The following is a 14,792-nucleotide window of genomic DNA, read 5'->3' on the forward strand; positions in this document are numbered from 1 at the left end:
AACATGAATAAACTGTTTAAAATTCAGCAGAAAATTGTACCGGAAATTGTTAAGACAGCCCAGCAAAGATATAATATTTTACGTGGTATATATTACAATCAGCCTATTGGAAGACGAGCTCTAGCAAAGATACTAGGATTGAGTGAAAGAACAATTCGTAATGATCTGGAGTTTTTTGAAAAAAATGCCTTTATAACTATTACCCCGGCAGGTACTCAAATTACTAGAATTGGAGAAGAATTTCTGATAGAATTAGATGAGTACATCAAAGAGTTACGAGATATCAGTTATTTAGAAAATAGACTGGAAAATATTCTGGGGATAAAAAAAGTTAAGCTGGTTAATGGCGCAGTTCCGGCCGGAGATTTAAAGGCCGAGATTGGTAGAATGGCCTCACAGCTTTTACAGCAGGAAATTAAAAATGGAGACATTCTTGCTGTGACGGGTGGGACAACCCTGGCCCAGGTTGCAGCAGAGATGACCTACAGCGCTGAATCCAGGGATGTGACAGTAGTTCCCGGCCGAGGTGGACTGGGTGAGGATGTTGAAATACAGGCTAATACGATTGCTGCTAAAATTGCCAAAAAGCTAGGCGGCAGCTATCATCTCCTGCATATTCCGGACAATATGGCTGAAGAAAATATTTATCATATAACAAAAGAACCAACAATTAAAAAAACTCTGGAAATTTTAAAAAGAGCCAATATTTTGATTCACGGAGTAGGAACAGCTAAAGATATGGCAGGCCGACGGGGGATGGACGAAAAAGAAATCAATGATCTCCTTAATGCCGGTGCCGTGGGAGAGGCTTTTGGATTTTATTTTAACTCCCGGGGTGAGATTATCTATTCCACTACCAGTGTTGGTTTGAATCTTGATGATCTGCAGGCAATAAATAAAGTGATTGTTGTTGCAGGTGGAGAAAATAAGGCAGAAGCTATTATTTCTGCAGTTTCTCCTAAATACCAGGATATTTTAATTACTGATGAAATTACAGCCCGAAAAATTATCTCTCTTAAGGGGGGTGAGGCCGAAGACAGGCTGGCAGATTAGAATCAGCAGGTTATAAACTTTCAAATTTTTTAAGTCTTTGTTTAGTAAATTAATTTATGTAAATGTTCAACATATTATAAGGAGGAATAAAATAATGAAAAAAGTAGCAATTAATGGATTTGGACGTATTGGTAGAGGTTACTTAAGATTAGTTGAAAAAAGAGGAGAAGACATTGAAATCGTTGCAATTAACGATTTAGTTGATGTTGAAAATTTAGCTTATTTACTTAAATATGACTCTGTACATGGTCGTTTTGATGGTACAGTAGAGGTTGAAGCTGGAAACTTAGTAGTTAATGGTAAAACAATTAAAGTTACTGCTATTAAAGATCCTAAAGAACTACCATGGGGCGAAAATGACATTGATGTAGTAATTGAATCTACTGGTGTATTCCGCAAAAAAGCTCAGTTAATGCAGCATATTGAAGCTGGTGCGAAAAAAGTTCTTTTAACTGTACCTGCTAAAGATGAGATTGATAATACTATTGTACTTGGTGTTAATGATGACGATCTAAGCGATGATGACTTAATTGTTTCCAATGCTTCCTGTACAACTAATTGTTTAGCTCCTTTAGCTAAGGCTCTTAACGATGAGTTTGGAATCGAAAAAGGATTAATCACAACTGTTCATGGTTATACAACCAGTCAGGCTATCCTAGATATGCCAGCTGGAAAAACAAGAAGAGGTAGAGCAGCTGCTGAAAACATTATTCCTACAACTACAGGTGCTGCTATTGCAACAACAAAAGTACTGCCTGAGTTAGATGGTAAAATTGACGGTATGGCTATTCGTGTTCCAGTACCTGATGGCTCCTGTGTTGATGGAGTATTTACTTTAGAGAAAGATGTAACTGCTGAAGAAGTAAATGCAATGTTTAAAGAAAAAGCAGAAGGTGAAATGAAAGGTATTTTAGGCTATACTGAAGATGAATTAGTTTCCAGAGATATTATGGGACAGTTCGAATCTTCTAAAATTGATGCTCAGTCAACTATGGTAGTTAATGGCAATATGGTTAAAGTTATTTCCTGGTATGACAACGAATTAAGTTATACAAATAGAGTTGTAGATTTATCATTAAAGCTGTAATTTAAATATAAAAATCATTTCAGGGTGGGGCATAGTTGCCTGCCCTGAAATTTTCTCAATAAATTTTTTTGCCTTATTTTTAGAGATAGATATTAAGCCTTTTAAGATAGCTGTCAAAAAATTAGTAACTGCTAATTAATATGGAGGTATTAAAAATGAAAAAAACACTTAAAGATATGGATTTTAAAGGAAAGAAAGTTTTAGTTAGAGTAGATTTTAATGTTCCTCTTAAAGATGGAGTTGTTGGTGATACAACCAGAATTAAAGCAGCTCTGCCAACAATTGAGTATTTAATTAAAGAAGAAGCAAAAGTATTACTTATCTCTCATTTGGGTCGCCCGGGTGGAGAGCCAAAAGATGAGTTAAGAATGGATCCAGTTGCTAAAGAACTGGCTAATTTATTAAACAAAGAAGTTAAAAAAGCTGATGACTGTATTGGCGACGAAGTTAAAAAGGCAGCTGACAGCCTTAAAAACGGTGAAGTTTTAGTCTTAGAAAACAGCCGTTTCCATGCAGGTGAAAAGAAAAATGATCCAGAATTCGCGAAAGAATTAGCATCACTTGCTGACCTTTATGTCAATGATGCTTTTGGTGCTGCCCATAGAGCTCATGCCACTACAGTTGGGGTAACAGAATACTTACCATCTGCTGCTGGTTTCTTAATGCAGAGAGAATTAAATGCTCTGGGTGAGGTAATGGAAAATCCGGAAAGTCCTTTTGTTGCCATAATGGGTGGCGCTAAAGTTTCTGATAAAATTGATGTGATTAAGAATCTGATCAATAAAGTTGATCAATTAATTGTTGCTGGGGGAATCGCCAATACATTTCTGATGGCAAAAGGTTATGAAGTTGGAGATTCTTTAGTTGAGGCTGACAAAGTTGATCTGGCTAAAGAATTAATGACTGAAGCTGAAGAAAAGGGAGTAGAAATTGTGCTTCCAATTGATGTAGTAATTGCTGATGATTTTTCCAATGATGCTAACACAAAAACAGTATCTGTAAAAGAAATTCCTGCTGGCTGGCAGGTTCTTGACTGTGGTGGCCCTCAGAGCTTAGAGAACTACAAAGAAATTATTAAGAATGCTAAAACAGTTATCTGGAATGGACCACTGGGAGTATTTGAGATGGAGAAATTTGCTCACGGTACTGTTGAATTGGCGAAAGCACTGGCTGAATCAGATGCTCATTCAGTAATTGGTGGCGGAGATTCTGCTGCTGCAATTAATGAAGCTGGAGTAGCTGATAAGATGAGTCATATTTCTACCGGTGGTGGAGCTTCCCTGATGTTCTTTGAAGGTAAAGAACTTCCTGGTGTAGCTGCACTTGACGATGTTGAGTAATTTTAAGATACAGTTCTAGATGGAAAAATTTAAACTAAAGCTTAATTAGTTAAAAAAATTCTAAACAAAACTTTGCATTTGGGCAGAGTTTGAGGAGGAATATTAATGCGTAAACCATTTATTTGTGGAAACTGGAAAATGAACAAAAATGTTGAAGAAGCTAAAGCGATGATCACTGCTTTAAAAGATAAAGTTAAAGGTGTAGAGAATGTTGAAATGGGTATTTGCCCGACAGCTCTCTGTTTAACAACTGTTAAAGAAGCTGCTCAGGGTAGTGATATTGTTACAGGTGCTGAAAATATATACTGGAAGGATTCTGGTGCTTATACTGGAGAAATTTCAGCAAAGATGCTGGCTGACAGCAATATTGAATATACTATTGTTGGTCACTCCGAAAGAAGAGAAATTTTTGGTGAAACAGATTATGAAGTAAATAAAAAAGTTTTATCTGCACTTTCACATGGTGTGAAGCCAATTGTCTGTGTTGGAGAAACTTTAGAAGAAAGAAAAGCTGGTCAGATAGAAGCAAAGGTTAACTTCCAGGTGGATTCTGCTCTGGCAGGACTTGATGAAGATGAGGTTGCAGATGTAGTAATTGCCTATGAGCCAATCTGGGCAATCGGTACTGGAGAGACAGCTTCTGCTGAAGAAGCTAACCGAGTAATTGGAATCATTAGAGAAAATATTAGAAAAGAATATCCTGAAGCTGCTGATAAGATTAGAATTCAGTATGGCGGTAGTGTTAAACCACATAATGTAGAAGAAATTATGGCACAGTCAGAGATCGATGGTGCTTTAGTTGGTGGAGCCAGCTTAGCAGCAGATTCTTTCTCTGAGATTATTTTAAAAACTGCCGAAATCTATAAGTAAATAAGTAAGATTATAAGGAGGATTATTATGGCAAGACCTAAACCACTGGCCCTGATTATTGCAGATGGGCTGGGAATAAACGAAAACGCAGAAGGGAATGCTGTCTATCAGGCAGATACTCCTTTCTTAGATAAATTAAATAATGAGTATCCACATTCAATTTTAAAGCCATCCGGAGAGGCTGTTGGCCTGCCGGAGGGACAGATGGGTAACTCTGAGGTTGGACATCTAAATATTGGTGCCGGCCGGATAGTTTATCAAGATTTTACAAGAATTAATAAAGCTGTAAAAGAAAAACACCTGCTTGAAAATAAAGCACTTAAAAAAGCAGTAGACCACGCTAAAGAAAATGATGGTGCTCTGCATTTAATCGGTCTTTTATCTGATGGTGGTGTTCACAGCCACATCAAACATCTCTTTGGTTTAATTGAGATGGCCGATCGGGCCGGTTTAGAAAAAGTATATATTCATCCAATCCTGGATGGTAGAGATACTCCACCTTCCAGCGGAACCGGTTATTTAAAAGAACTGCAGGAAGAATTAGATGAGGTTGGAACAGGTAAAATTGCAACTGTCAGCGGCCGTTATTACACAATGGACCGTGACAACCGCTGGGAGAGAACCAAAAAAGCATATGATATGTTAGTACTTGGTGAAGGCAATCAAGCTGAAGATGCTGTTAAAGCTGTAGAAGCATCATATGCAGAAGATGTTGAAGATGAGTTTGTCGTGCCCACAGTAATTACTGAAAATGGTGAAGCTGTAGGTCCAATGAATGATCATGACTCAGTTATCTTCTTCAACTTCAGAGCTGATAGAGCGCGTCAGATTACTCAGGCCTTAACTATAGACGGTTTTGATGGCTTTGAGCGGGCTCCAGAACATCCAGAAGATTTATACTATGTCACTATGACAGAGTATGATGAAGAATTCGATCTGCCAGTTGCTTTTGAACCGGTAGAAATCGAAGATGGACTGGGTGAAGTATTAAGCCGGGAAGGTTTAAAACAGCTCAGAATCGCTGAAACCGAAAAATATGCTCATGTAACCTTCTTCTTTAATGGAGGAGTTGAGGAGCCTAATGAAGGTGAAGACAGACTTTTAATTCCTTCACCTCAGGTTGCAACCTATGAGATGCAGCCGGAAATGAGTGCTTATGAGGTAACTGATAAGCTCTTAGAAAAAATTGAGGCTGAAGAATATGATGTAATTATTCTTAACTATGCCAATATCGATATGGTTGGACATACCGGCTACATGGATGCAGCTATTAAGGCTGTAGAAACTGTAGATGACTGCCTCTCTAAAATAGTTCCGGCTATTCTAGAAAAAGGCGGCCAGGCTTTAATTACAGCTGACCACGGTAATGGAGAAAAAATGAAGGAAGAAGATGGTTCTCCCTTCACAGCTCATACTTCCAATATTGTTCCCCTCTATTATGTAGGTGGACCAAAAAATAAAGGTATAGCTTCCGGTAAATTAGCTGATTTAGCTCCAACAATGTTAGAAATTCTGGGAATTGAAAAACCAGAAAAAATGACAGGAGAATCACTAATTATAGATAATGAATAATTTTCTAAATCAGAGCTAATTAAAGTTTAAGCAAAGTAACGCTTTAATAAATTATCAAGCAGGGGCAGTTTCTGCTGTCTCTGCTGAAATATAAATTAAAAATAGTTTCATTAAAAAAGATTCACTGTAAAATTATAAGGAGGTCAATTAATAATGTTAAACACAACAATTGTAGATGTTTATGCTCGCGAAATTTTAGATTCACGTGGTAACCCAACTGTAGAGGTAGAAGTAGTCTTAGAAGATGGTGTAATGGGTAGAGCTGCTGTTCCTTCTGGAGCTTCAACTGGTGAGTACGAAGCTGTAGAATTAAGAGATGGTGGCGACCGCTACATGGGTAAGGGGGTTTTAGATGCAATCGAAAATGTAAATGAAGTAATTGCACCTGAGCTAATCGGTTTTGATGTTAGAGAGCAGGTTGATATTGATAACTTAATGCGCGAATTAGATGGTACTGACAACAAAGGTAAATTAGGTGCCAACGCAATTTTAGGTGTATCAATGGCAGTTGCTAAAGCAGCAGCAGAAGCTACAGGTACTTTCCTCTATAACTATATTGGTGGGATGAATGCTAAAACTCTGCCAGTTCCAATGATGAACATTTTAAATGGTGGAGAACATGCTGATAATAATGTAGACTTACAGGAGTTTATGATTATGCCTGTTGGTGCAGTAAGCTTCCGTGAAGCTCTGCAGATGGGTGCAGAAGTTTATCACAACTTAAAGAAAGTTCTGCAGGAAAAAGGTCTGGGTACTGGTGTTGGTGATGAAGGTGGATTTGCACCTGACTTAGGCTCCAACGAAGAAGCTCTGCAGGTAATTGTAGAAGCTATCGAAGCTGCAGGTTATGAAGCTGGAGAAGACTTCTATCTTGCTATTGATGCAGCAGCATCTGAAATTTACAAAGATGGTAAGTATGTACTTGCTGGCGAAGGTGTAGAAAAGACTTCCGAAGAAATGGTAGATTTCTATGCAGAGTTAATTGATAAGTATCCTATTATCTCACTTGAAGATGGTCTTGACGAAGATGACTGGGACGGTTGGGCTCAGTTAACTGAACGTTTAGGTGACCGTCTACAGATTGTTGGAGATGACCTCTTTGTTACTAATGTAGAAAGATTAAGCAGAGGTATTGAAGAAGATAGTGCTAACTCAATCTTAATTAAGGTTAACCAGATTGGTTCCTTAACTGAGACTTTAGATACAATTAAGATGGCTACAAGAGCAGGATTTACTTCTGTTGTGTCTCACCGTTCTGGTGAAACAGAAGATGTAACAATTGCTGACCTTGTTGTAGCAATGAATACTGGCCAGATTAAAACTGGTGCTCCTGCACGTTCCGAAAGAGTTGCTAAGTATAACCAGCTTCTAAGAATTGAAGAAAGCTTAGGAGATGCAGCTCAGTATGCAGGTAAAGAAGCATTCTTTAACCTTAAGTAAAATTGATTGAATAAGATAAGATTAAAACATTATAAATTAACTAAAGGACTGAGTGGAGTTTATTCTCTGCTTGGTCCTTTTTTTATTTAAATTTCCTCTTGACAAATGTTTAAAATAGAATTATACTAACAGTGTACCAGTTAACTAATGCACTATTAATGATTGGGAGGTTGAATATACTTAATTAAGACCTAACTTTTGATAGGTGAATTACTTAATCAGGTATTATATTATTAAAACAATACAAATTAGTATATCACAATAGAGGGAGAGATGTAATTGGATTAATTTTTAACAGATTGTAAGCTAATTTACTTGATTTTAATACTCAAATTAAATATAATAACTCTATACTGACCGGTTAGTCGAGAGGAGGATCTTATGGCAAAAGATACTAGAGAAGAAATATTAGAGGCAGCTTTAAATATGTTTTCAATAAATAATTATCATGCAACATCAATGTCAATGATTGCCGAAGAAGCTGGAGTAAGTAAAGGTACTCTTTACTGGCATTTTGATAGTAAGGAGGATTTATTTAGAGAGCTAGTTTTAGCTGGATTTGACTATTTTAATGAAAATTACAAAAAAATACAGTCAGAAAAATTAAACGCAAAAGAAAAATTACATGAAATCATTTATTTTAGCATCAAAATGCTATCTGAAAATTTAAAAATGGGAAATATACTGCAGAATAATATTCAACTGATCAGCAGTGAATTTCAGAAAAAAATGATTGAAAGACATAAATCTGCAATTAAAGTAATAAAATTGGTTATTGAACAGGGAATTGAGGAAGAAACTATTAAAACAGATAATCCTCATAATACAGCGGTAATGATTTTGACATTAATTTTTAATACTCATTCTCAGGAATTATATTATAATTTTGAGACGATTAAAGAAGATGTTGATTTTATTTATAACTTTATTATGCAGGGAATTTCAAAGGAGGCTTAACATGCACAAATCTAAATTTTTAGTTTTAATATCTGCATTATTAATAATTACTTTTTTCAGTCTTTCCGCCACTGCAGAAGAAATGGAGATTTCTTTAACTGAGGCAGCAGAAATTTTGCTTGAAAATAACAGACAGCTGCAGAACAGTCGTCAGAATATAGAGAAGGCAGAAAAGGATGTAGATTTAAGCGGTAGAGGCTACTATCCAACTGCTAATCTACAGACGTCTTATACTAAAATGGAATCTGGACAGATGACATTTAATCCTGATTTTAGTTTTACTAATCCTAACTCCGAACTTTTTGTTGAAGGTCCTGATGAAAACTACAGAACCTCACTTTCACTCAACCAACCTCTCTATCTTGGGGGAAGAGTACGAATTGGAAAAGATATCTCTGAACTGGGACTTGAAATGAGCAGAATTGAATATCAAAAACAGCTTGATCAGAGTTTATTCAATCTGGTTCAGTCCTATTATGGTGTACTCCAGGCACAGGGAATGGTCGAAATTAGACAGAATGCTTTAGATGTAGTTAATGAGCATCTTAGAATAGTTAAGGTTAATAATGAGGCCGGTACAAGTTTAAGACAGGATTTACTGCAGACTCAGATTGAGCAGCGGAAAGCAGAAAAAGATCTAATAGCAGCAGAAAATCAGCTGCAGATTGCCCGCAAGCGTCTGGCTCAGCTATTAGGTGACAGCAGCCAAAGTTATGCAGTCTCCACACCGGAGAAAAATCCAGATCCAGAAACAGAATTAGATAAGTTGATTAATATTGCTTTAGAAAATAGAGCTGAACTGCGTTCTCTAAATATTAACCAGAAAATGATTGAAAAACAAAAAGAGCTGGAGGGTAATCCCTACCGCCCCCAAATCTCTCTAAATGGGTCCTATAACTGGCAGGGTTCAGAACTTGATTTCAGTGACGGCAGCTGGAATCTAACATTGAGCGGTTCTATACCTCTTTATGATGGTGGAAAGGCTAATCTAAATGAAGAGAAAAAAGAAATTGAAGCCAGCAATCTTCAGAATTCAAAAGTTGATTTAGAAGAATCAATTAAGATTGAAATTGAAGACACTCTATTGTCACTTAAGCATTCAGAAGAAATGATAGAATTAGAACAGCTTTCTTTAGAGAATGCAGAAGAAAACTTGGAGCTGACCAACAAAAGCTATCAGGCAGGTATAGGCACCAACATTGATGTAATTAATGCCCAGACTTCCTATGAGCAGGCTCAGATTTCTCTGCTGCAGGCAGAATATAATTACGAAATTAATCTTTATAAACTACTATACAATACAGGTAGAATCAGTGAATTATTTAAGGATGTGATATAAATGAAAAAAACAATTATTTTAGTCTTAATCTTAAGTTTTTTATCTTTAAATGTATCAGCCCAGGCACCGGTAGAGGTAACCACTCCGGAAAGAACAGAAATTTCTGTTAGAGATAGAATAACCGGTAATTTTTCAGCTTTTAAAAAGGTAAATATTCCAACAGAATTGGGAGGAATTGTTGATCAGATTAAAGTAAGGGTAGGCGATAGTGTAGAAGAGGGCAAGGAATTACTGCAGTTAAATCAGGATAAGTTAAATATTCAGCTTAAGCAGGCTGAGGCTTCACTGGCAGCGGCCAGAGCAAATTATCAGCAGTTAAAAAATGGAGCCAGCCAGGAAGAATTGAATCGAGCTCAGGCATCCTATGAACAGGCTCAGGCTTCTTTAGAAGGAGCCAGATCCAATTTAAAATTAATGGAAGAAATGTTTAATGATAAAATTAGTTTAAAACAGCAGTTAACTTCTGCCGAAAGTCAGCTGGCCAATGCTGAGCAGCAGCTGGCAAGTGCCAGAGAAAGTTATAACCAGGCCGAAATTAATTTTGAACAGGCTGAAAGAGAATATGAGAGAATGCAGTATTTATTTGAAGAAAAAGTAATAACAGAAAAACAGTTTGAGGGTGCAGAAAGTCAGTATAAAAATGCTAAGTCAGCTCTTAATTCAGCTCAGATTGGTTTAGAGCAGGCAAAAATTGGTTTAAACACTGCTCAGCAGAGCTATGAACTGACTGAGCAGACTTTTAATAATCCAACCCAATTAAAACAGCAGCTTGAAAATGCCCGCAGCCAGGTTGAATCTGCAGAGGCAGGTCTGGCAGTAGCTGAAGCCAATTTAGAGCAGGTGAAAAAAGGAGCAACACAGGAACAGTTAAATGCCAGCTTAGCTCAGGTTAGACAGGCAGAAGCAGGACTGGAACAGGCTAAGCTAAGTCTCAGTAATTCAATTGTTAAAAGTCCGATTAAAGGGATTGTTTCTGCGGTGCGGACTGAAGAAGGAGAAATACTATCTCCCGGCCAGCCGATAATTACTGTGATTGATATTGATCAGCTTTATCTGGAAGTTTCTGTAACAGCAGCAACTATGAGCAGACTAAATAAAGGTGATCAGGTGCGGATTATTCCGGAAGCAGTCAGAGATGAGGAATTAACTGCAGAGATTGATACTATTAGTCCGGAAGCAGATCCAGCAAGCAAAAATTTCCCGGTCAAAATGCTGCTCGATAATTCTGAGCATAAAATAAAGCCGGGCATGTTTGCAGATGCAGTTTTTAGTGTCCAGTCAGCAGCAGATACCTTAGTTTTACCTATTTCTTCGATAATTGGTTTTGATTCTGCAGAACCCTATGTTTTTGCAGTTGAAGATAAGCAGGCAGTAAAAAAAGATATCAAAATAGGTATTGTTTCAGATAATTTAGTAGAAATACTATCAGGTATAGAAGAAGATGATCAGATAATCACCCGAGGTCAAAATCGACTTACAGCCGGGGAAGAAGTTGAGGTGATTAACTAATGAAAATCTCAAACTTTTCTATTTCCCGCAGAATCACTACAGCAATGATAGTACTGTTAGTGGTTTTGATTGGGATTATAGCTTTTAGTCGCTTGAAAGTTGATCTTTATCCAGATGTTACCTTTCCCGGAGCTGCCATAGTAACTTCTTATTCCGGGGTTGGGCCAGAAGAAATTGAAAATTTAATTACAAAACCTGTAGAGAGTTCAGTTTCTACAGTTACCGGTGTTAAATCTGTTTCTTCCACCTCAGATACGGGCCAGTCAACAATTGTGGTCGAATTTGAATGGGGAACCGATATGGATTTTGCAGTTTTAGATTTACGGCAGCAGATTGATTTAATCAGTGGTTTTCTGCCTGATGAAGCAGAAGACACCCTCATCTTTAAATTTGACCCGGCAATGTTTCCAATTTTAAGTTATGGTATTACAGGAGAGCAGAACCTGGCAGATTTAAAAACAGAGGTTGAAGATAACATTGTTCCCCGTTTAGAGAGACTGCCTGGAGTTGCTCAGGTAAATTTAGATGGTGGTCTAACCAGAGAAATCCTGGTTTCTTTAGAAGGAGACAAGTTATATAATTATGGTATAGATTTTTCTACAGTTAATGGAATTTTAGCTCAGGAAAATGTAAATGTCTCAGCCGGTGAAATTCAGCGGGGCGACAGGAATTTATTAATCAGAACTATGGGTAAGTTTAACAGCATAGATGATATTAGAAATATCAACATTCCGGCCGGAAATGGAAATACAGTTAAACTTTCTGATCTGGGATCAATCCAGGATACCTATGCTGAAAGAAGTACTATTTCTCGAGTTAATGGTAATTCAAGTATTGGTCTTTCAATTCAGAAACAGACAGATGCCAATACTGTTCAGGCTGCCAATGCGGTTAAAGCAGAGATTGAAAAAATTCAGAATGAATATGATGATTTAAATATTATTACTGCAATGGACCAGTCTGATTTTATTGAGAAGGCTATTGAAAGTGTTCAGCGGAATGCTGTAATCGGTGGACTTTTAGCAGTATTAATTTTATTTATCTTTTTAAGGAATATAAGAAGTACAATTGTTATAGGAACGGCAATTCCAGTTTCCATTATAGCAACCTTTGTGCTCATGTTCTTTGCTGATTTAAATATTAATATTATTTCCCTGGGTGGACTTGCCCTGGGTGTCGGTATGCTGGTTGATAATGCGATAGTGGTGCTGGAGAATATTTATCGTTATCGGAGCATGGGTGTTGGTAAGATAGAAGCAGCTAAAGAAGGAAGTTCTGAAGTTGGAATGGCAATTACAGCTTCAACACTGACTACAATCGTTGTATTTTTACCTGTATTTTTTGTGGAGGGAATAGCAGCTCGATTATTTAAAGAGCTGGCCCTAACTGTTAGTTTCTCCTTATTTGCTTCCCTGGCAGTTGCCCTAACCTTAATCCCAATGCTTGCTTCTACATTTTTGAAAGTTAGCCAAAAAGATTTAGATAGAGAAAGCAAACAGGGATTTGTGACCCGCAACTACAAAAGAATGCTCGCATTTTCTTTGAACCACCGCTGGATAATTGTTCTAATTCTGGTTGTTTTACTTGCTGGAAGTATTGCGCTAGTTCCTGGTATAGGTACAGAATTTTTACCAGAATCAGATCAGGGAATGTTTACAATTTCTTATGATCTGCCGGCAAGTACAATTTTAGCAGAGAGTGATAATGTAGCTCAGTATACAGAGGATGTACTGGCTTCAATCCCTGAAGTTAAGACTGTTTTCAGCAGTGTTGGTTCAGCAGATATGATGGGAACATCTACCAGCAGTGATTCTGGTAATATTACGGTTCTAATGAAAGACCTTGACGAAAGAGATAGAAGTACAGATCAGATTATGGAAGAAGTAAGACAGCGCCTGTCTCTGCCGGATGTTAATTTCCAGGTTAGTACTCAGACTGGATTTGGCGGCGGTGGTGGAGGTGGAAAGCCGATCAATATTAAGCTGAAGGGTAATGACTTTGCAGTTTTAGAAGAATATACGACCCTTGCCAGAGAAGAGATGGAAAATATTGAAGGCTTAAGAGATATTAGTGACAGTTTTGATGAGGGAAGACCGGAACTTAGAATTCAGCTTAATCGTTCTCTAATGAGTCAGTTTGGTTTAAACGCCAGACAGATTGCCAATACTGTTCGGACTGCAGTCAGTGGTAGTGTGGCGACTCGTTATGAAGTTGCAGGAGACGAGTATGATATTCGAGTTCAGCTGCGGGAAAGTGATTTAAGTTCTGTTTCTCAACTTTCTAATTTAAATATTAATGCACCTGGTGGAATTCAGGTTCCACTTAAAAGGTTTGCCAATTTAGAAGTTGAAACCGGACCAAATCAAATTCTGCGGATTGATCAGGAAAGATATGCTGAAATAAATTCTGATTTATATAATATAGACCTTGGAACAGCGGTTGAAAGAATTCAAAATAGACTAAATGAAAATATTGAACTGCCGGAAGGATATGAATTCAGCTATGAAGGGCAGTTCCAGGATTTACAGAGCTCCTTCCAGAGTCTTGCCTTTGCCTTTTTGCTGGCAGTAGTTCTGGTCTATATGGTAATGGCTTCTCAGTTTGAGTCATTAATTCACCCGCTGATAATTATGTTTACAGTTCCTCTGGCTATTATTGGAGTAATCCTTGGTATTTATATTACCGGCAGTACTTTATCAGTAGCTTCTCTAATTGGTTTGATTACTCTGGCCGGAATAGTAGTTAATAATGCGATTGTAATGGTTGATTATATTAACCATCTAAGAAGAGAAAAGCAGGAAAAAAATAAAGCTATTCTTGAGGCGGCAGCAGTAAGATTGAGGCCGATTATGATGACAGCTCTGACAACCATTCTGGGGCTGATTCCACTTTCTTTAGGAAGAGGAGATGGAGGAGAGCTGGCCCAGCCAATTGCTGTTGTGGTAATCAGTGGTTTAACATTTGCTACTTTCTTAACTCTGTTTATCATTCCAATTTTCTATTCTCTCTTAACTTCATTTAGAGAGATTGTACTGGCAAAAATAAAAGGTGTAGATCGCTCAGAGTTGGAAGAAAAAATCTAATAAAGATATTAATTAAGAAGGTGTTCCTGATAAATAGCTCACTAAATTATAGTTTGCTGGGAGATACCTTCTTAATTTTCTATTCAGGTAAGCGGAAAATGTTTTCCAAAAGCTAAGAGCTAGTTTTTCTGCCTCAGGTTATTGTTTTTTTATCTTTAATATGTTAAAATTAAAGCTGTGTTGAATTATGGATATCTAGCAATATTTTACTTAACTACTGGAGGTGAGATTTAGATGTTTGTACTTAAGATTTTACATTTTATTATAGCAATTGGGGTCATTGTTGGTGTTTTACTGCAGTCAGGAAAAAGCGCCGGTTTATCTGGAGCAATTGATGGTGGTGCTACAACCTTTTTTGGTAAATCTGGCAAGAAAATGGAAGATAAGATCAGTAAAGCAACTACAGTAGCAGCAGTATTATTTATGATTAATTCTCTAATTCTGGCTATATTTTAAACTTCATAATTAAGTAATAACTAGTTAATGATATAATTAAAATTTAGTAATAGTAAAATCATCTAATATTAAAAGGGAAATTTTAA

General features: G+C 37.1%; 11 protein-coding genes. All 11 read left to right on the plus strand.

Annotation, left to right across the window (positions count from 1 at the left end):
- Nucleotides 1-3: 3 nt before the first annotated feature.
- The 11 genes from CI949_RS01185 to secG all read left to right on the plus strand — a co-directional run bounded on the left by CI949_RS01185 (nt 4) and on the right by secG (nt 14,706).
- Nucleotides 4-1,053 carry a sugar-binding transcriptional regulator gene (locus CI949_RS01185; protein ID WP_290762321.1) on the plus strand — a complete coding sequence of 350 codons (1,050 nt, stop codon included), beginning with the start codon at nt 4-6 and terminating at the stop codon, nt 1,051-1,053.
- A gap of 91 nt (nt 1,054-1,144) precedes the next feature.
- A complete protein-coding gene (gap, locus tag CI949_RS01190; RefSeq protein ID WP_114489421.1) occupies nt 1,145-2,140 on the plus strand; it encodes a type I glyceraldehyde-3-phosphate dehydrogenase in 996 nt (331 codons plus the stop codon).
- A gap of 155 nt (nt 2,141-2,295) precedes the next feature.
- On the plus strand, nt 2,296-3,480 hold the full coding sequence (locus CI949_RS01195) for a phosphoglycerate kinase (protein ID WP_290762323.1): 1,185 nt from the start codon (nt 2,296-2,298) through the stop codon (nt 3,478-3,480).
- A 105-nt stretch (nt 3,481-3,585) separates the two neighbouring features.
- Nucleotides 3,586-4,350, plus strand: a complete 765-nt coding sequence (gene tpiA / locus CI949_RS01200) for a triose-phosphate isomerase (protein WP_290762325.1) — start codon at nt 3,586-3,588, stop codon at nt 4,348-4,350.
- A gap of 27 nt (nt 4,351-4,377) precedes the next feature.
- Nucleotides 4,378-5,922 carry a 2,3-bisphosphoglycerate-independent phosphoglycerate mutase gene (gpmI, locus tag CI949_RS01205; protein ID WP_290762327.1) on the plus strand — a complete coding sequence of 515 codons (1,545 nt, stop codon included), beginning with the start codon at nt 4,378-4,380 and terminating at the stop codon, nt 5,920-5,922.
- Nucleotides 5,923-6,075: 153 nt separating this feature from the next.
- Nucleotides 6,076-7,362 carry a phosphopyruvate hydratase gene (gene eno, locus CI949_RS01210; RefSeq protein WP_108142409.1) on the plus strand — a complete coding sequence of 429 codons (1,287 nt, stop codon included), beginning with the start codon at nt 6,076-6,078 and terminating at the stop codon, nt 7,360-7,362.
- Between the two features lie 381 nt (nt 7,363-7,743).
- Entirely contained in the window at nt 7,744-8,319 is a 576-nt protein-coding gene (locus CI949_RS01215; RefSeq protein ID WP_108142364.1) for a TetR/AcrR family transcriptional regulator, read from the plus strand.
- A 1-nt stretch (nt 8,320) separates the two neighbouring features.
- Nucleotides 8,321-9,658: a TolC family protein gene (locus CI949_RS01220; protein ID WP_108142362.1), complete on the plus strand. Its 1,338-nt coding sequence runs from the start codon at nt 8,321-8,323 to the stop codon at nt 9,656-9,658.
- On the plus strand, nt 9,659-11,167 hold the full coding sequence (locus tag CI949_RS01225) for an efflux RND transporter periplasmic adaptor subunit (protein WP_108142360.1): 1,509 nt from the start codon (nt 9,659-9,661) through the stop codon (nt 11,165-11,167). It begins immediately after the preceding gene.
- Nucleotides 11,167-14,250: an efflux RND transporter permease subunit gene (locus CI949_RS01230; RefSeq protein ID WP_133530810.1), complete on the plus strand. Its 3,084-nt coding sequence runs from the start codon at nt 11,167-11,169 to the stop codon at nt 14,248-14,250. Before CI949_RS01225 ends, CI949_RS01230 begins: the two co-directional genes overlap by 1 nt.
- 234 nt (nt 14,251-14,484) lie before the next feature.
- Nucleotides 14,485-14,706 (plus strand): preprotein translocase subunit SecG, encoded by a 222-nt coding sequence (gene secG, locus CI949_RS01235; protein ID WP_108142357.1) that lies wholly within the window; start codon nt 14,485-14,487, stop codon nt 14,704-14,706.
- Nucleotides 14,707-14,792 lie beyond the last annotated feature (86 nt).

The organism is Halanaerobium sp. (assembly GCF_003070835.1).